Origin of the sequence: Pseudomonas sp. TE50-2 (assembly GCF_040813665.1) — a bacterium.
GTDB lineage: Bacteria > Pseudomonadota > Gammaproteobacteria > Pseudomonadales > Pseudomonadaceae > Aquipseudomonas > Aquipseudomonas soli.
Genome location: NZ_JBFNXN010000001.1, coordinates 335,208 through 351,225, shown reverse-complemented (window position 1 = coordinate 351,225; position 16,018 = coordinate 335,208). Strand labels below are relative to the sequence as shown.

Below are 16,018 nucleotides of genomic sequence, written 5' to 3'. Positions count from 1 at the left end.
CGGTATTGTCCCTTAACCGCGCGGCGCTTGGGCGCTGGCGACTTTGACATTGGCGCCGGCAACCTTCGGTGCCGGGTTGCTGGCTTCCAGGGCCTGACGCTGCTGGGCGAGGGCGGCGAGGGTCTGCTCGCTGGCCATCGGCGTTTCCTCCGGGGTGACCGGCGAGCCAGGGCGCACGCGCTGCAGGCCCTTGACCACGATGCGGTCGTCCTTGCCCAGGCCGCTGCGCACGATACGCAGGCCTTCGAGCTTGGGCCCCAGTTCCACGGCGCGGTAGGCGGCCTTGTTGTCCTTGTCCATGACCAGCACGAACTTCTTGCCAAGGTCGGTGCCGACCGCTTCGTCGTTGATCAGCACAGCGTCGTACTGGGCGCTGCCGACCAGCTTCAGGCGCGCGTACAGGCCGGGGGTGAACTGGCCGTCACGGTTGTCGAACACGGCGCGGCCACGGATGGTGCCGGTGCGCGGGTTGACCTGGTTGTCGACGAAGTTCATCTGGCCCAGGTGCGGGTTGCCGGTCTCGTTGGTCAGGCCCAGGTACACCGGGGTGCTCTGGCCGCGCTGGCCGTCGCGGGCCAGCTGGCTGTACTTGAGGTACACGCGCTCGTCGGCGTCGAAGTAGGCGTAGACCTTGTCGGTGGAGACCACGCTGGTCAGCGGGGTGACGTCGGCCGTGACGATGTTGCCGGCGGTGAACTGGGCGCGGCTGACCCGGCCGCTGATCGGCGCGGTGACGCGGGTGAAGCTCAGGTTCAGGCGGGCCAGGTCGAGCTGGGCCTGGATTGCGTCGACCCCGGCGCGGGCTTCGGCGGCGGCGCTGGTGCGCGACTCGGCCAGTTCCGCGGAGATGGCGTTGCTGTCACGCAGGCGCTCGCCACGGCGGGCTTCGTTGGCGCTGCGGATGGCGGTGGCCTTGGCTTGTTGCAGCTGGGCTTCGAGGCGGCGGACTTCAGCCTGGAACGGGCGCGGGTCGATCTGGAACAGCAGGTCGCCTTTCTTCACCTGGGCGCCTTCGGTGAAGGCCACCAGGTCGACCTGGCCGGACACCCGTGGGCGTACCTCGACGGTTTCCGGTGCTTCGAGGCGGCCGGTGAACTCGTCCCATTCGTTGATCGGCTGTTCGATCACCTTGGCTACGCTGACTTTGGGCGCGGCGGGAGCCTGCACGGCGTCGGGGGTGCGACCACAAGCGCTGAGCACCACCACTGCCAGGGCAGCGAGGGGGAAGCGCAAGGGTTTGAGTGAGTGATCCATGGAGAACTCCGCCGAGATATTAGTAGTGGGCGGAGTTTGAGTGTCTTGCGCGTGACGCACGAATCAAATGGAGCGAAGGTTATTATCACGGGCAATGATATGTCGGGTGCCATCATCAATCATGACGCATGGGCACCCATCAGAATTGCGCAGTCAGCGCGGCCCGCCAGCGGCCTTTTCACGCAATGCCTTGGCCACCTTGGCCTCAATCTCGTAGGCGGGGCCCTCCAGCGCCTGGTAGTCACGGGTGTACTGCTGGGCGAAGCCCTCGACGCCCAGCTCCTGATACTGCTGCACGTGTTTGAGCTCATGGGCCCACAACGCCACGTTGTCCTCGGCATCGCCGGGGCGGCGGAAGATGACCGTGTCGATCAGGGTCACGGCGTTGACGTCCGGGTTCTGCAGTAGCGCATTGGCGGCGCTGATCTGCTGTTCGTTGCCGACCCGGTAACGTGCCGCGTCGAGCACGGCGAAGTCGTACCAGGGTTCGAGCTGGGCGCGGATATGCAGGGGAATCGGCTGCGTGCCGTTGGCAGTGGCTTCGTCGCGGGCCTGGCGCAGGGCGAACACCAGGCTGCCGGTGGCCATGCGCTCGACATCCTGCAGCACCTGGCCTCCTTGGTTGGGGTCGATGGGCGCGCAGAAGCACACCACCAGGCAGACCTGGTACTGCCCGGTCGGGCAGCTGTCCTGGGCGAAGGCGGGCAGGGTCATCAGCAACCCCAGCAGCGTGCTAGCGAACTTCATCGAAGACCTGCTCGACCAGCTTGCGGCTGGCGTCCAGCACCTGTGTCTGTACCGGTTCGCTGGCCAGCATGCGACCCACCACCAGCGCGCCGACACACTGGCTGAGCAAGGCCCAGGCCAGATCGGGATCATCCAGGGTTTCGCTCCAGGCCTGGTGCAATTCCAGCAGCCAGTTTTCGGCCTGTTCGCGCACCGGCCGTTCGGCGCGGGCGATCTCCACCCCCAGTGGCGGCAACGGGCAGCCGCCTTCGGCATTGTGCAGGTGCGCCAGGCTCAGGTACTGGTCGAGCAGGCGCTTGAGCCGCGCACGGTCGGTGCCACGTTCGACCAGGCGCGCCAGCGGGCTGTTGGCCAGCTCGCGGCGGACGATCTCGCTGAACAGGTCGTCCTTGGACGGGAAGTGGTTGTAGAAGGCGCCGCCGGTCAGGCCGATGGCCTTCATCAGCCCGGCCACGCCAGTGGCGGCGAAACCGCCGCGCTTGGCCAGGGCGCCGCTGCTGGACAGCAGTTTTTCGCGGGTCTGTTGCTTGTGGTCGGTGGCGTAGCGCATGCGCGCAACCTCGTGGTGTGGGCTTGACGATGAGCTGATCGTAGCATAGCGTTCGTTTACTAAACGATCATTCATCAATGGAGCGGTCCATGGCAGAACAACAAAAGGTCGTGTTGGTGATCGGCGCGGGTGATGCCACCGGCGGCGAGATTGCCAAGCGTTTCGCCCGCGAGGGCTACATCGCCTGCGTGACCCGGCGCGAGGCGCAGAAGCTGCAGCCGCTGCTCGCCGAGATTCGCGCCGAGGGCGGCCAGGCCCATGGCTTTGGCTCGGATGCGCGCAAGGAAGAGGAGGTCGCCGAGCTGGTGGAGACCATCGAGCGCGATATCGGCCCGATCGAGGCGTTCGTCTTCAACATCGGTGCCAATGTGCCGTGCAGCATCCTCGAGGAAACCCCGCGCAAGTACTTCAAGATCTGGGAAATGGCCTGCTTCGCCGGCTTTCTCACCGCCCAGGCGGTCGCCCGGCGCATGGTCACCCGAGAGCGCGGCACCATCCTCTTTACCGGTGCCACCGCTGGCACCCGCGGCGCGGCCGGTTTCGCCGCCTTCGCCGGCGCCAAGCATGGCCTGCGCGCCCTGGCCCAGAGCATGGCGCGGGAACTGGGGCCAAGGAACATCCATGTCGGCCATGTGGTGGTCGATGGTGCCATCGACACCGCCTTCATCCGCGACAGCTTCCCTGAACGCTACGCGCTCAAGGACCAGGACGGCATCCTCGATCCTGCGCACATCGCCGACAGTTACTGGTTCCTGCATGCGCAACCGCGTGATGCCTGGACCTTCGAGCTGGACCTGCGCCCGTGGATGGAGCGCTGGTAAATCCCACCCTCATACAAGGATTGAATCATGAGCAAGACCGTCGAGTTCTTCCTGGACCTGGGCAGCCCGGCCACCTACCTGGCTTTCACCCAGCTACCCGCCCTGTGCGCCCGTCATGGGGCGCGGTTGGTGTACAAGCCGATTCTATTGGGTGGGGTGTTCCAGGCCACCGGCAATGCCTCGCCGGTGATGGTACCGGCCAAGGGGCGCTATATGCGCATCGACCTCAAGCGCTATGCCGATCGCTATGGCGTGCCGCTGACCCTGCCGCCGGGGTTCCCGGTCAATACCCTGAACCTGATGCGCGGGCTGATCGGCGTCCAGTTGTTTGCCGAAGAGCGTTTCGAGGCGCTGTTGAAGGTGTTGTTCGAAGGGCTGTTCGTGCACGGGCTTAATCTGGCAGATCCCGCGGTACTGGATGAAACCCTGGCCGCCGGCGGCTTCGAGGCCGAGATGTTCCATGAACTGGCCGCCCGGCCCGAGGTCAAGGACGCCTTGCGCAAAGCCACCGAGGAGGCGGTCGAGCGCGGTTTGTTCGGGGCGCCGACGTGCTTTGTCGACGGGCAGATGTTCTTCGGCCAGGACCGCCTGGATTTCGTCGAGCAGGCCTTGGTCAGGCAGGCATGAAGTACAGCCACGTTCTTGCAGGCAGCGCTTTTAAAGGACTTGGGTGCTATTGACTGATGGCTGTCAGGTGTATGTCGTCAGGGTTGTAGCGCTTGTGAGATCGAGCGCCGCCCGCGCGGCGCATCGCTGGCAAGCCAGCTCCCACATTTATTTCGGGCCAGTTATGTCTGCGCCGCCGCGGCTGTACGCCTTGTCGGTACGACGCGGTTTCAGCGTGGGCATGACTGCCGCTCTACCAGTCTCAAGACCTGCACCAAGGCGGACAGCGACGACTTCACAGGACAGATTGGCCCGAAACAGATGTGGGAGCTGGCTTGCCAGCGATGCGCCGCGCGGGCGGCGCTCGATCTCACAGGCGCTGAAACCCTTTTGGCGAATCAGAAGTTCGCCGGGGTGTTGGCGCTGATGATCTCGGCCTCGTCGGGGCCGATGTTCTTGAAGCTGTGGGGCAGGGTGGTGGGGATGTAGTAGCCATCGCCGGCATTGAGAATGCTCACCTGACCATCGACCCACAGTTCCAGGGTGCCACGGGTGACCAGGCCGCATTCTTCGCCTTCGGCATGCACGATCGGCTCGCCGGAGTCGGCGCCCGGTGCGTACAGCTCACGCAGCATGCGCATCTGCCGGCCTTCGACGCTGGCGCCGACCAGCAGCATGCGCAGGCCGTTGCGGCCCAGGTCGGGCTGTTCGCCGCCACGGAACACATAGCGCTCCTCGCGCACAGGCTCATCGAAACTGAAGAACTCGGCCAGGGACATGGGGATCCCTTCGAGCAGTTTCTTCAGGGAGCTGACCGAAGGGCTGACCCGGTTCTGCTCGATCTGCGAGATGGTCGAGTTGGTCAGGCCGCTGCGGCGGGCCAGCTCCCGTTGGGAGAGGTTGTTGCGTTCACGCACCAGTTTGAGTCGTGTCCCCGTGTCCATAGCCGCCTTGTTTGCAGAGGTGTCAAAAATAATGGGCGAGGCATTAAAACACACTCTGCACGCTTGCGCGCTGTGCGCATCAGTGGCGCTGGTCAGACGCTGCCGGCCACAGCCCGACCAGCAGCAGCAGGGCGCCCACGGCCAGGAACGGCAGGCGCGGATCAAGGGCGTAGACCAGGGCGCCGGCCAGCGGTCCGATTACCGCGCCCATGCCTTGGGCGGCGCCGATCGAGCCGGCCGTCGCGCCCTGTTCGCTGGCGTGCATGGCATTGGCCGCCAGGGCCGAGAAGGCCGGGAACACGAAGCCCATGCCGAACGCGGCGACGAAGAACGCGCCCCACAGCCACGGCGCGCTGGTGGCCAGGGCCGCGGCGGCGAAACCAAGCCCGGATACGCAGGCGCCGACCTTGATCATCTTCAGAGGTGGCCATTCCAACTGGCGCAGGAACACCTGGGCCAGCATCAGCGCCACGCCCACGCTGGTCAAGGCGATGCCCGCGGCCTGGGCGGCGGCGCCGGCCTCGAGCTGCAGGCGGTCGAGGGCGAAGAAACCGACGGCGATCTGCGACACGGTGATGCTCAGCATGGCGCTGAAGGCCACCAGCAGAGGCCTGCGCAGGCGCGGGTCGGACAGTCGCACCGGGTTGGGCGCATGGGTCTGGGCCAACGGCTGTGGCTTGAGTTTGAACAGCAGCACGACGAACGCCGTGGCCGGCAGCAGCGAGAGCACATAGAACGGCATGCTCAGGCTGTAGCGCGACAGCAGCGCGGCCAGGGCCGGGCCCAGCACCAGGCCGACCGCGTTGGCCGCACCCAGCGAGGCCATGGCCCGCGCCCGGCGTTGCGGCTCGACGTGATCGGCGATCAGCGCGTTGCCGCCCACCGGCAGCGCGGCATAGAAGGCGCCGATCATGCCCCGCGCCAGCATCAGGCCGAAGAAGGCCAGGGTCGCGCCCGGCAGCCAGCGCAACGCACCGTCGATGAACAGGCACAGCACCCAATAGGCCAGGGTGAAGCCGCCGCTGCCCAGCAGCAGTACCCGGCGCCGGCCAAGCCGATCGGCCAGGCGCCCCCAGGGCCGGGCGAGCAGCACCCAGACCACGCCGGCCACCGTCACCGCCGCACCGGCCTGCCAGGTGGCCATGCCCAGCAAGCGGGCGATCGGGCCGATCAGGGCGACGAAAGCCATCATCGACATGGTGCAGGCCATGTTGGCCAGCATCAGCGGGCGCAGGTCCAGGGTGCTGGGCGGGCTGCTCACCGGGGCAAGCGTGGCAGGGTCCTTTGCAACGTTCATAAGGCAGTCCAGGGCAGTTCGACGAAATGAGCGTCGATGTTAGTAATTATTATTTACATTTGTCGAGCCCTGGCAGTGCTCACTCACCGCGACGCAACGGGCCTGGCCACATGCTACGCAAGACGCCGTCGCGACGCACCAGGCCATGCACCAAGGCTGCGCCCAGGTGCACCAGCACCGTGGCGAACAGCAGGTAGCCGGCCCAGCCATGAGCCTGACGCAGCACGGCGTAGAGCTGCAGGTCGTGAGGGGCGATGGCGGGCAGTTGCAGCGGGCGGGGGTAGCCGCCTGCCGAGAGCATCGCCCAGCCGAGCAGCGGCATGGCCAGCATCAGCCCATACAACAGCAGGTGCGAGGCGCCGGCGGCCAGGCGCTGCAGGGCAGGTAGGTCGCGAGGCAGCGGCGGGTGCGCCAGGCTCAGGCGCAGGATAATGCGCAGGATCACCAGCACCAGCAGGGCCAGGCCGGTGGCCTTGTGCAGCTCGACCAGCCAAGGGTGGCGGGGCGACAGGTCGGCGACCATGCTCACGCCGATGAACAGCATGGCCAGGATCAGCACGGCCATAAGCCAGTGCAGCAGCCGGGCCAGGGGGTGAAAGGCAGTGGCGCTCATGGGCGGGCTCCTTCGGTCAGCGACTCGTGGCTGCGGCGGTTGAACGACACCGAATAGGCGGCCGAGCGGGCGGCGAGGATCGGGTCGGCGGAGGGTTCGATGCCGTGGGGCAGGATCAGCGGGTCGAAGTTCAGGTCGCGGCAGGCGCCTTGCTCGGGGCCGTCGACCTGCTCCAGGACCAGGGTGCCGGCATCCAGGCTGCGGCGTTCGGCGGGCCAGGGCCGGGCAGGGTCGTCCACCGGGTCGCCGGGTTCGGCCAGGGTCAGGCGCAGGGTCCAGCGCAGCGGGCCCTGCGCCAGGCGTTGCTGCAGGTCGTGTTGCAGGAACTGCTTGTCGTCGACCTGGGCAGGCAAGGCGGCGTAGGGCGCCTGCGGCTCCAGTGCCCAGCGCACCGGGTGCGCCTGGCCGTTGGCATCGATCAGGCGGAAGGCGTTGATGCTGTTGTAGGCGGTGCTGGCGAAACTGTCGCTGGGCTTGTAGCTGGCCGCCCATTGGCGAAACGCCGCGCTCTCCGGGTGGGCGGCGAAGAAGGCTTGCAGCCTGGCAGGGTCGGGTTTGCCGGTGGCCGGGTCGGGGGCGCCGGCCAGGACCTGTTCATAGAAGCCTTCGACCGTGCTTACGGCCAGCACCGGCGGGTTGTTCATGCCGGTGCGCCAGACCTGGCCGTCGTCGCTGGTCAACTGCAGCGCCAGGCTGCGCACCGGTATGGCGGTGTCCGGCGCGAACGGATTGGCGCCGCCGATGGCGAAGCGGCCGATCACCGGCACTTTCTGCTGGCTGAACACCCGGGCGCTGGACAGCGAGGCGGCCTGGCCGCTGGCCTGGAAGTAACCGCTGACACACAGGCCCTTGGCATGGTTCTTCCGGTAGCCGGGGTGGTGGCCGGCCTGGGCTTCGAAGGTGTCGATGATGCGCTGCGGCGTCAGCCTTGGCGCGCCGATCCAGCCGGCGGTGTAGGCGAAGCCTGCGCCCAGGGCGGCCAGCGTGGCAGCGATGGCGGCCAGGCGCAGGGCCTTGGCGGGGCCGTGCAGGGGAGTAGTCATGGGAACGGTCCGGTCAGGTGGAATGAGCCGGTACGACGCAGGGGCTAACGATTTATTCCCGGCGGGGGAATAGATTCCGTGCCCGCGCGTCTGCCTTGTACACTGACAGCCCGCAGGGCCCCGGAACCCGACCATGCATGACCTGGACGACCAACAATGGCGTGAGCTGCTGCAGCGCCTGCGCCGCTTCGCCCTGTGGCTGACCCGTGAGCCCGGCACCGCCGACGACCTGGTCCAGGCCACGGTCGAGCGCGCCTTGAGCCGTCGTGGCCAGCAGCGTGATGCCGACAGCCTGCGCCCTTGGCTGTTCACCATCCTTTACCGGCTGTTCCTCGACGGCAAGCGCCGCGAGCGCCTGCATGCGCGCTGGCTGGCCTGGTTCGGCCGGGGCCAGGCCGAGGAGCCGGCGGGCGGCGAGATCGAGAGCATCGTGCTGGCCCAGGCCGACCTGCAGGCGTTCGCCCGCTTGTCGCCCGAGCAGCGGGCATTGCTGTTGCTGGTCAGTGTCGAGGGCTTGAGCTACAAGGAGGCGGCCGAGACGCTTGGCATCCCCATCGGCACAGTGATGTCGCGCCTGTCGCGTGCCCGTGCCGCCCTGCGTGAACTGACCGAGGGCAACCCTGCGCCCCCGGCCCTGCGGAGACTCAAATGACACGCCTGATCCCCACCGAGCACGAGTTGCACGCCTATGTCGACGAGCGCCTGGAGCCGGCGCGCCGGGCCGAGGTGGAGGCCTGGCTGGCCGCCAATCCGCAGGAGGCCGTGCGCATCGAGGCCTGGCGTGCCGATGCCCGGCGCCTGCGGGCGGCCCTGGCCGGCTTTGGCGAGCGGCCGAGCGACCCGCACCTTGACCTGGCGCCGCTGCGTCGCCGCCTGCGCCAACGCCGGCAGCGCCGCCTGGCAGCTGCGGCGGTGCTGATGCTGGCGGTAGGCCTGGGCGGGCTTGGCGGCTGGCAGGCGCGCGAGGCGACGCTGTTCGCCGGCATGCTGCCCATGGCCGACGCGGTGCAGGCGCACAGGCTGTTCGCCGAGGCCAGCGCGCTGGACATCGAGGCTCGCGACCCGGCACGCCTGCAGGCCTGGCTGGGCACGCACTTCAACCGCGTCGGCCGCCTGCCGGACCTGGCGGGCTATGGTTTCCAGCCAGTGGGGGCGCGCCTGTTGAGCAACGAGGCGGGGCCCGCGGCGTTGCTGGTGTTCGAGGATCGCCAGGGGCAGCGCATCAGCCTGTTCCTGCGTTCTCCCGGCGAGCATTTCGAGCGCATGCCTACCGGCCAGCGCACTGATGGCCAGCTGGAGGCTCGCTACTGGTCCCATGGCGATTACAACTTTGCCCTGGTCAGCGCGGCGGACGATACCCGTGGCGAGCAGCTGCGCCGGGCGTTGGGGGTCAGTCTGTAGGCGGCTTGGGCAGCGGTCGCCTGGGTGATCACAACACTATCCAAGCGTCCTTTCCATGGCGCCCACCACCAGACCCTCCATCAACCCAACCCCCTCGGCTTCACCCAGGCCCTTGCCGCGCAACATCCCGGGCAACTGGTTAAGTAGCGTCGCCAGCACATGCCCGGTGGCTGCCAGGGTTTCCCCGGCCAACCGCGCCTGCGGCGCAATCAGGCGCAGCAGCCCGGTTTCGTAGCGTTCGCGCAAACCCGCAAGGCGTGCCTGCTGGTCCTCGCTCAGGCAGCAGAAGTCGCGCTCGGCCAGGCGAAACTGCAACGGCCGCTCGCCGTGCAACTGCCAGTGCGCGGCGATCAGGCAGGCCAGCACCGGCTTGCCCTGGGCCCGCGCCCGGCGGCCCTGGTCGAGCGTGGCCTGCAGCTCCTCGTACAACTCCTCGATAAGGTCGTACAAAAGGTCCTGCTTGCTGGGGAAGTGGTGGTACAGCGAGCCTGCGGTCAAGCCCACGTGCGCCGCCAGCTCACGCATGCTGACCTGGCCGAAGCCTTTTTCGGCGAACAGGGCCATGGCCCGGTCGCGCCGCTCCTCGAAATTGGCGCAGCGCAGCGCCGCAGTGACCGGGGCCATGGCGCGGTTCCTCTAGTAGGTGAAGAAGCCGCGGCCGCTCTTGCGCCCCAGGTAGCCGGCCGCAACCATCTCCTTGAGCAGCGGCGCGGGGCGGTACTTGCTGTCGTTGAAGCCTTCGTGGAAGGCCTCCATGATCGCCAGCAGCGTGTCCAGGCCCACCAGGTCGGCCAGGGCCAGCGGGCCGATCGGCTGGTTGCAGCCCAGGCGCATGCCGGTGTCGATGTCTTCGGCGCTGGCCAGGCCTTCCTGGAACACGAAGATCGCTTCGTTGATCATCGGCACCAGGATGCGGTTGACCACGAAGCCCGGGCGGTTGCCGGCGGTGATCGGGGTCTTGCCGAGCCGTTCGGTGACCAGCAATGCCTGGGCATAGGTCGCGTCGCTGGTCTGCAGGCCACGGATGATCTCGACCAGCGCCATCATCGGCACCGGGTTGAAGAAGTGCACGCCGATGAAGCGCTGCGGCTGCTCGATGCTGGCCGCCAGTTGGGTCACCGACAGCGACGAGGTGTTGGTGGCGATCAGGCACTCGGCGCCGACGTTGGCCGCCACCTGCTGCAGGATGCGCTGCTTGAGGGCCAGGTTTTCGGTGGCCGCCTCGATCACCAGTTGCGCGCTGGCCAGCTGGGCGTAATCGGTGCTGGTGCGAATGCGCGCCTTGGCCGCGCTGGCCTTGTCGGCGTCGATGGTGCCCTTGCCGACCTGGCGCTCGAGGTTCTTGCCCAGGGTCGCCACGCCACGCTCCAGCGCGGCGTCGGAAACGTCCACCAGCAGGACCTGGTAGCCGGCCAGCGCGCACACCTGGGCAATACCGTTGCCCATGGTGCCGGCGCCGATCACGGCGATCTGTTCGATGTTCATGCTGCTGACTCCTGTCAAACGCGTTCGAAGACGATGGCGATGCCTTGACCGCCACCGATGCACATGGTGGCCAGGGCGTAGCGACCCTGGACGCGGTGCAGTTCATGGATGGCCTTGGTGGCGATGATCGCGCCGGTGGCGCCGACCGGGTGGCCGAGGGAAATGCCCGAGCCGTTGGGGTTGACCTTTTCCGGGTCGAAGCCCAGGGCGCGGGCCACGGCGCAGGCCTGGGAGGCGAAGGCTTCGTTGGACTCGATCACGTCCAGGTCGCTGACCTTCAGCCCGGCTTTCTCCAGCACCTTCTGCGTCGCCGGGATCGGGCCCAGGCCCATCAGCGCCGGCTCCACGCCGGCGTGGGCGTAGGCGACGATCCGCGCCAGCGGCTTGAGGCCCTGGCGGCGCACGGCGTCGCCGGTGGCCAGGACCAGGCCGGCGGCGCCGTCGTTGATGCTGCTGGCGTTGCCGGCGGTGACCGTGCCGTCCTTCTTGAACACCGGCTTCATGCCGGCCAGCTGTTCGGCGCTGGCATCGGTGCGCACGTTCTCGTCCACGGCGAACTGTACGCTGCCTTTGCGGGTCTTGATCTCGATCGGCACGATCTGGCCGTCGAAGCGGCCTTCGGCGATGGCGCGGGCGGCGCGATGCTGGCTGGTCAGGGCGACCTCATCCTGCATCTCGCGGCTGATGCCATGGGCTGCCGCGACGTTCTCGGCGGTGATGCCCATGTGGAAGTGCTCGAACGGGTCCTGAAGAATGCCGACCATGTAGTCGATGCCCTGCAGGTCGCCCATGCGTGCGCCCCAGCGTGCTTGCGGCAGCAGGTAGGGGCCGCGGCTCATGGCTTCGGCGCCGGCGGCCAGGGCGATGTCGCTGTCACCCAGCAGCAGGCCCTGGGCGGCCGAGACGATGGCCTGCAGACCCGAGCCACACAGGCGGTTGACGCTGAACGCCGGGGTTTCCTTGGGGATGCCGGCGTTCATTGCCGCGACCCGGCCCAGGTAGGCATCGCGTGGTTCGGTGGGGATCACGTTGCCCATCACCACGTGGCCGATCTGCTCGGCGGCGACGCCCGAGCGCTCGATGGCGGCGCGGGTGACCTGGGTGGCGAGGTCGGCCAGCGGCAGGTCCTTGAGCGAACCGCCGAAGCTGCCGATGGCCGAACGTACCGCACTGACGACGAAGATTTCTGTGCTGCTCATGGGGGCTCCGTATTCGAAGGCGTGGCGGGGCGCGGGAGGCTCTGCGAGAATGGCGCCCACACCCTGCGGGGGTGGATCGAGTCTAGGCAAAGGCCTGCGGGCGGCCTATGCCGGATCTGTTCAGACAACCTGGCATTTTTTGCCACTCAGCATAGACAGCGGACTTCTGCCATGCGCGATAGCGACACGGTCGCGGTGTACTTCCTCAATGCCATGGTCCACGCCCTGCGCGACCGGCCCCAGGCGCGCGACGCCCATCTGCGGGCGGTGGGCATCGACCCACAGGTACTGGCCCAGCCGCTGGCGCGGGTGCCGGCCAAGGCCTTCGCCCAGCTGTGGCTGGCGCTGATCGACGAGCTGCACGATGAGTTCTTCCAGCTCGACAGCCACGGCATGCCCCTGGGCAGCTTCGCCCTGATCTGCCGCGGGTTGATCCAGGAACCGACCCTGGGCAAGGCGCTGCGCCAGTGCCTGGGCAGTTTCGCCCTGTTCCTGCGCGATTTGAACGGCACTGTCACGGTGCGTGGCGCGCGCACCGTGATCAGCGTGCAGTCGACCATCGCCGACCCGCTGACCCGGGTCTACGCCGAGGAAACCTACCTGGTGCTGGTGATCGGCCTGCTGTGCTGGCTGGCCGGCCGGCGCATCGCCATCGACCGTACCGAGCTGGCCCTGGCGCGCCCGGCGCAGGAGGATGACGCGTTGCTCTGGGGGCCGGACCTGCGCCTGGGCAGCGGGCGCACCGAGGTGGAGTTCGACAGCGCCTGGCTGCGCCTGCCGGTGGTCCAGGACCTGGCGGCGCTGAAGGGCTTCCTGCGCAGCGCGCCGCAGGGGCTGGTGATCCGCTTTCGCAACCAGAATGGCCGGGTGGCGGAGGTCTATCGGCATTTGCGCGCCCTGCATTACGGGCAGTGGCCGACGCTCGATGCCATGGCCGCACGGCAGAAGCTCAGCGCCAGCAGCTTTCGCCGCCAGCTGGAGCGCGAAGGGCGCTCCTACCAGCAGATCAAGGACGAGGTACGCCGGGCAATGGCCTTCGAGCTGTTGCGCGAAGGCCACCTGAGCATCGCCGAGATCGCCGAGCACACCGGCTTCCAGGAGCCCAGCGCGTTTCACCGGGCATTCAAGAAGTGGACCGGGCAGAGCCCGGGCAGTTACCGGGCCAGGCGCGGCGCATCGGCTTGATGGTCGGTCAGTGCCGCAAGGGCTCGGGCCTGAACAACGGCTTCTTCATCACCGCTTTGATCCACACGATTGCGATCAGTGAAACCACCGCCAGCACCAGCCCGGCGGTGCCGTAGATCTTCAGGCTCATCTCGGGGCTGGGCGATGCGTTCCAGATCGCATACAGCATGCCGCCGATGCCGAACAGCTGCGGCAACGGATAGAACGGTGTGCGGAACGGTCGCGCCAGGTGCGGGTAGCGACGGCGCAGGGCGATCACGTCCAGGTGCACGATGATGTAGGCCAGCAGCCAGGCCAGCGCGGCGGCCAGCAGCAACAGGTTGATCGCCGCCGCGTCCTGGCCCATCAGCAGGATCGGCAGCCCGGTGATCGCCGCCACGAACAGCACCGCGACCCACGGTGTGCGGGCGCGCGGGCTGAGCTGCTTGAACTGGGGGAACGCCTGGCCATTGCAGGCCATGCCGTAGAGCATGCGCGGGATGGCCGCCAGCGAGGTGTTGAGGGTGCTGCAGGTGGCGGTGACCGCGGCGATCACCAGGAACACTTCGCCGGTCTTGCCGAACACCGTGGTGGCGAACAGGTAATGGGGCAGGGCATCGCTGCCCAGCGCCTCGCGCGGTACCAAAAACAGCGCGCCCAGACCGTACAGGCCGATGGTGGCGAAGATCACGGTCAGGCCGATGATCATCGAACGCGGGATGTTGCGCTCGGGCTTGCGGGTTTCTTCCACCAGCGAGCAGACGAACTCGGCGCCGACGAAGCCCCACACGGCCATGGCGGTCAGGGCCAGCACCCCGGCGCCCATGGGGTTCCAGTCGCCCTGCAGCAGGGTGGTGGTGACACCCTCGGCATGTCCTTCGCTGATCGCGGCAACCCCGAGGATCAGCAGCACGATGACCATGACCACGGCCATGGCGCTCTGCAGCTTGGCGAAGATGTCGATGCCCATGAGGTTGAGGCCGGTAAACAGGGCAAGTACGCCGAAGGCCACCGAATACTGCGGGAACACCCCGGGGTAGACCTTGCCGACGATCAGGTCGAGCAGCAGCAACTCGGCCGACAGCGCGAACATGGCCACCACTACATAGCCGGAGAAGGTCGCGAGGATGGCCGGGAAGTGCCCCAGCGCCACCTCGGTGTAGCTCGACAGGCTGCCGGCGCGCGGCACCAGCAGGGCCAGCTCCGAGAACGAGAACGCATAGCTCAGGGCCAGCAGGTAGGCCAGCCCCAGGGGCACGATGAAGCCCAGGCCGGCGGCGCCGACCCCCTGCAGCATCATCACCATCACCCCTTGCGACACCACCAGGCCGACCGCCACCGCCAGCAGCGATCCCAGCCCCAGGACCCGGCGAAAGCCGGCTTGATCGTGCTGCACGCTGGCAAGCACGGACGCACTTGCACTCATGACAGTTCCCCGCTCTTTGTTGTTTTAGTGCGCAGATACTGGGACAGGGTACGCAGCGGGGAAATTAGTAAATATGTGGTTGGTGCAGAGGAAAAAGCTGGGCAGGTAGGGGCCTGCTGCGCAGCCCTCATGCTTGAGGTTTGCGCGGTCGGTGTGGGAGCCGGCTTGCCGGCGAAAGGGCCGCAGGGCGGCCCCGCTGCTCAGAATGTCGCCTTGACCTGCAAGCCGAGCACCAGCGCGTTGTCGATGTCCTTCCCGGAAAACGCTCCCGGCTCGACGATGTACTGCACGTCCGGGCGCAGGTTCAGCCACGGCGTGGCCTGGTAGCCGTAGCTCAGCTCGATCAGTTGCTCGGCGCTGTCGATATCGGGGAATGGCTGGCCGGCATTGAATGCGGCGTCCTCGAGTACGTCGCGGCTGCGCGGGTTCGGCACTGCGCGCCCGTAACCCAGCGCCACGGTATCCCGAGGCCGGCCCGCGAACGGCTGGTACAGCACCACGCCGGCACCGTACCACTTGGTGAATGGCGAGGCGGCCTTGCTCGAGGCCGAGTACTGGCCGAAGGCGTGCAGGCTGCGCCCTGGTAATGCCGGGTCGTTCCACACGGCCTGGTCGACCAGCAGGTAATGGCCACCGCGACCGGCGACTTCCTCGCTGCTGCCGATCCGTTGCACGTTTGAGCTGTCGTAGTAGTAACCGACCTTGTACTCGCCCGGCAGCTCGCCACGCAGCTTGTACACCAGTTCCAGCGGGAGCACGGTGCCGGTACTGTGCTTGGGCCCCAGGTGCCAGGCACGGCTGGAATTGCCGTTGCTCTCGGGGTCGACGTTGAACGCCGCCACGCGCAGTTGCCAGTCCGGCGCCAGGTCGTACTTGAGCCGCGCACCTAGGTGGGCGTTGGGGTAGTTGGTCCAGCCGCTGCCGCCGGACATGTTCAGCGGGTGGCCGCAGAAGCCGGCGTTCATGAAGTTGCACAGGATGCCGCTGTCCAGCCCGCCGAGGTCGTTGCCCATGGCCATGTAGCCGAGCTTGAGGTTCAGCGCAGGCGACAGGTTGCGCTCGTAGCTCAGTTCGGTGAGGCGGGTGTAGAGGCCGCCGTAGTTTTCCTGGATCGGCAGGCGGTTGCCCACCAGGTCCTCCGAGGCGCTGTTGCCGCGACGGTCGTTGATGGTCAGCTGGACCTTGCCGCCGTTATCCAGGCCGTACAGTTTCGACAGGTCGAACTGCGCGCCCAGCTTGAGGTTCTGCGAATAGCGGGCCGAACGGTGCAGGCCGCCGTGGGCGTTGTAGGCGGTCTCGCCGCTGTAGTCGCCGGTGAAGGTGATGCCGTCTGCCGCGAGTTGCCGGCGCAGGCCGCCCCAGTCACCGGTCAGGGTGTTGTCGGCGGCGAATGCAGTGGTGCTGGCAAGGGCAAGAAGCAGGGTGGGGGTGAGGCGTGAAACGGATGACATTGCAAAGTCTCGGGGTG

At 67.5% G+C, this 16,018-nt stretch carries 17 protein-coding genes; 5 read left to right on the top strand and 12 right to left on the bottom strand.

What is annotated here, in order from left to right:
* Window positions 1-12: 12 nt before the first annotated feature.
* The 3 genes from mexE to AAHK21_RS01485 form a co-directional block, all read right to left on the bottom strand.
* Window positions 13-1,254: a multidrug efflux RND transporter periplasmic adaptor subunit MexE gene (gene mexE / locus AAHK21_RS01495; protein WP_038705949.1), complete on the bottom strand. Its 1,242-nt coding sequence runs from the start codon at window positions 1,252-1,254 to the stop codon at window positions 13-15.
* 153 nt (window positions 1,255-1,407) lie between these two features.
* A complete protein-coding gene (locus AAHK21_RS01490; RefSeq protein WP_367856136.1) occupies window positions 1,408-2,001 on the bottom strand; it encodes a DUF4157 domain-containing protein in 594 nt (197 codons plus the stop codon).
* Window positions 1,988-2,551, bottom strand: a complete 564-nt coding sequence (locus tag AAHK21_RS01485) for a TetR/AcrR family transcriptional regulator (RefSeq protein WP_367856135.1) — start codon at window positions 2,549-2,551, stop codon at window positions 1,988-1,990. The genes AAHK21_RS01490 and AAHK21_RS01485 overlap by 14 nt, the downstream gene beginning before the upstream one ends.
* Window positions 2,552-2,640: 89 nt before the next feature.
* On the opposite strand from AAHK21_RS01485, the gene AAHK21_RS01480 reads away from it, so the two are divergent.
* Window positions 2,641-3,372: an SDR family oxidoreductase gene (locus tag AAHK21_RS01480; RefSeq protein ID WP_046855892.1), complete on the top strand. Its 732-nt coding sequence runs from the start codon at window positions 2,641-2,643 to the stop codon at window positions 3,370-3,372.
* Between the two features lie 27 nt (window positions 3,373-3,399).
* Window positions 3,400-3,999: a 2-hydroxychromene-2-carboxylate isomerase gene (locus AAHK21_RS01475; RefSeq protein ID WP_367856134.1), complete on the top strand. Its 600-nt coding sequence runs from the start codon at window positions 3,400-3,402 to the stop codon at window positions 3,997-3,999.
* 377 nt (window positions 4,000-4,376) lie between these two features.
* On the opposite strand, the gene AAHK21_RS01470 is transcribed toward AAHK21_RS01475, so the two are convergent.
* From AAHK21_RS01470 to AAHK21_RS01455, 4 genes are all read right to left on the bottom strand, one after another.
* Entirely contained in the window at window positions 4,377-4,922 is a 546-nt protein-coding gene (locus tag AAHK21_RS01470) for a cupin domain-containing protein (RefSeq protein WP_023631327.1), read from the bottom strand.
* Window positions 4,923-5,001: 79 nt separating this feature from the next.
* The gene (locus AAHK21_RS01465) at window positions 5,002-6,219 is read right to left on the bottom strand and encodes an MFS transporter (RefSeq protein WP_110605079.1); all 1,218 of its coding nucleotides are present in this window, start codon (window positions 6,217-6,219) and stop codon (window positions 5,002-5,004) included.
* Between the two features lie 79 nt (window positions 6,220-6,298).
* Window positions 6,299-6,832, bottom strand: a complete 534-nt coding sequence (locus tag AAHK21_RS01460; protein ID WP_367856133.1) for a cytochrome b — start codon at window positions 6,830-6,832, stop codon at window positions 6,299-6,301.
* Window positions 6,829-7,875, bottom strand: coding sequence for a catalase family peroxidase (locus AAHK21_RS01455; RefSeq protein ID WP_367856132.1), 1,047 nt, complete (start codon window positions 7,873-7,875; stop codon window positions 6,829-6,831). The genes AAHK21_RS01460 and AAHK21_RS01455 overlap by 4 nt, the downstream gene beginning before the upstream one ends.
* 133 nt (window positions 7,876-8,008) lie before the next feature.
* On the opposite strand from AAHK21_RS01455, the gene AAHK21_RS01450 reads away from it, so the two are divergent.
* Both AAHK21_RS01450 and AAHK21_RS01445 read left to right on the top strand, forming a co-directional pair.
* Window positions 8,009-8,527, top strand: a complete 519-nt coding sequence (locus tag AAHK21_RS01450) for a sigma-70 family RNA polymerase sigma factor (RefSeq protein ID WP_038705954.1) — start codon at window positions 8,009-8,011, stop codon at window positions 8,525-8,527.
* Window positions 8,524-9,276: an anti-sigma factor gene (locus AAHK21_RS01445; protein ID WP_367856131.1), complete on the top strand. Its 753-nt coding sequence runs from the start codon at window positions 8,524-8,526 to the stop codon at window positions 9,274-9,276. The genes AAHK21_RS01450 and AAHK21_RS01445 overlap by 4 nt, the downstream gene beginning before the upstream one ends.
* Window positions 9,277-9,312: 36 nt before the next feature.
* Here AAHK21_RS01445 and AAHK21_RS01440 read toward each other — a convergent pair whose 3' ends face one another.
* Genes AAHK21_RS01440 through AAHK21_RS01430 form a run of 3 tightly spaced genes read right to left on the bottom strand, consistent with a single transcriptional unit; the run spans window position 9,313 to window position 11,960 of the window.
* Window positions 9,313-9,900, bottom strand: a complete 588-nt coding sequence (locus tag AAHK21_RS01440; RefSeq protein WP_023632174.1) for a TetR/AcrR family transcriptional regulator — start codon at window positions 9,898-9,900, stop codon at window positions 9,313-9,315.
* A gap of 12 nt (window positions 9,901-9,912) precedes the next feature.
* Window positions 9,913-10,761: a 3-hydroxybutyryl-CoA dehydrogenase gene (locus tag AAHK21_RS01435; RefSeq protein WP_046855884.1), complete on the bottom strand. Its 849-nt coding sequence runs from the start codon at window positions 10,759-10,761 to the stop codon at window positions 9,913-9,915.
* Between the two features lie 14 nt (window positions 10,762-10,775).
* Complete coding sequence (locus tag AAHK21_RS01430) at window positions 10,776-11,960, bottom strand: acetyl-CoA C-acyltransferase family protein (protein ID WP_046855883.1); 1,185 nt, start codon at window positions 11,958-11,960, stop codon at window positions 10,776-10,778.
* Window positions 11,961-12,131: 171 nt separating this feature from the next.
* On the opposite strand from AAHK21_RS01430, the gene AAHK21_RS01425 reads away from it, so the two are divergent.
* Window positions 12,132-13,145: an AraC family transcriptional regulator ligand-binding domain-containing protein gene (locus tag AAHK21_RS01425; RefSeq protein ID WP_367856129.1), complete on the top strand. Its 1,014-nt coding sequence runs from the start codon at window positions 12,132-12,134 to the stop codon at window positions 13,143-13,145.
* A 7-nt stretch (window positions 13,146-13,152) separates the two neighbouring features.
* Here the strand turns inward: AAHK21_RS01425 and AAHK21_RS01420 are convergent, their stop codons facing one another.
* On the bottom strand, window positions 13,153-14,550 hold the full coding sequence (locus tag AAHK21_RS01420) for an APC family permease (protein WP_367856128.1): 1,398 nt from the start codon (window positions 14,548-14,550) through the stop codon (window positions 13,153-13,155).
* A gap of 200 nt (window positions 14,551-14,750) precedes the next feature.
* The gene (locus AAHK21_RS01415; RefSeq protein ID WP_367856127.1) at window positions 14,751-16,001 is read right to left on the bottom strand and encodes a carbohydrate porin; all 1,251 of its coding nucleotides are present in this window, start codon (window positions 15,999-16,001) and stop codon (window positions 14,751-14,753) included.
* Window positions 16,002-16,018 lie beyond the last annotated feature (17 nt).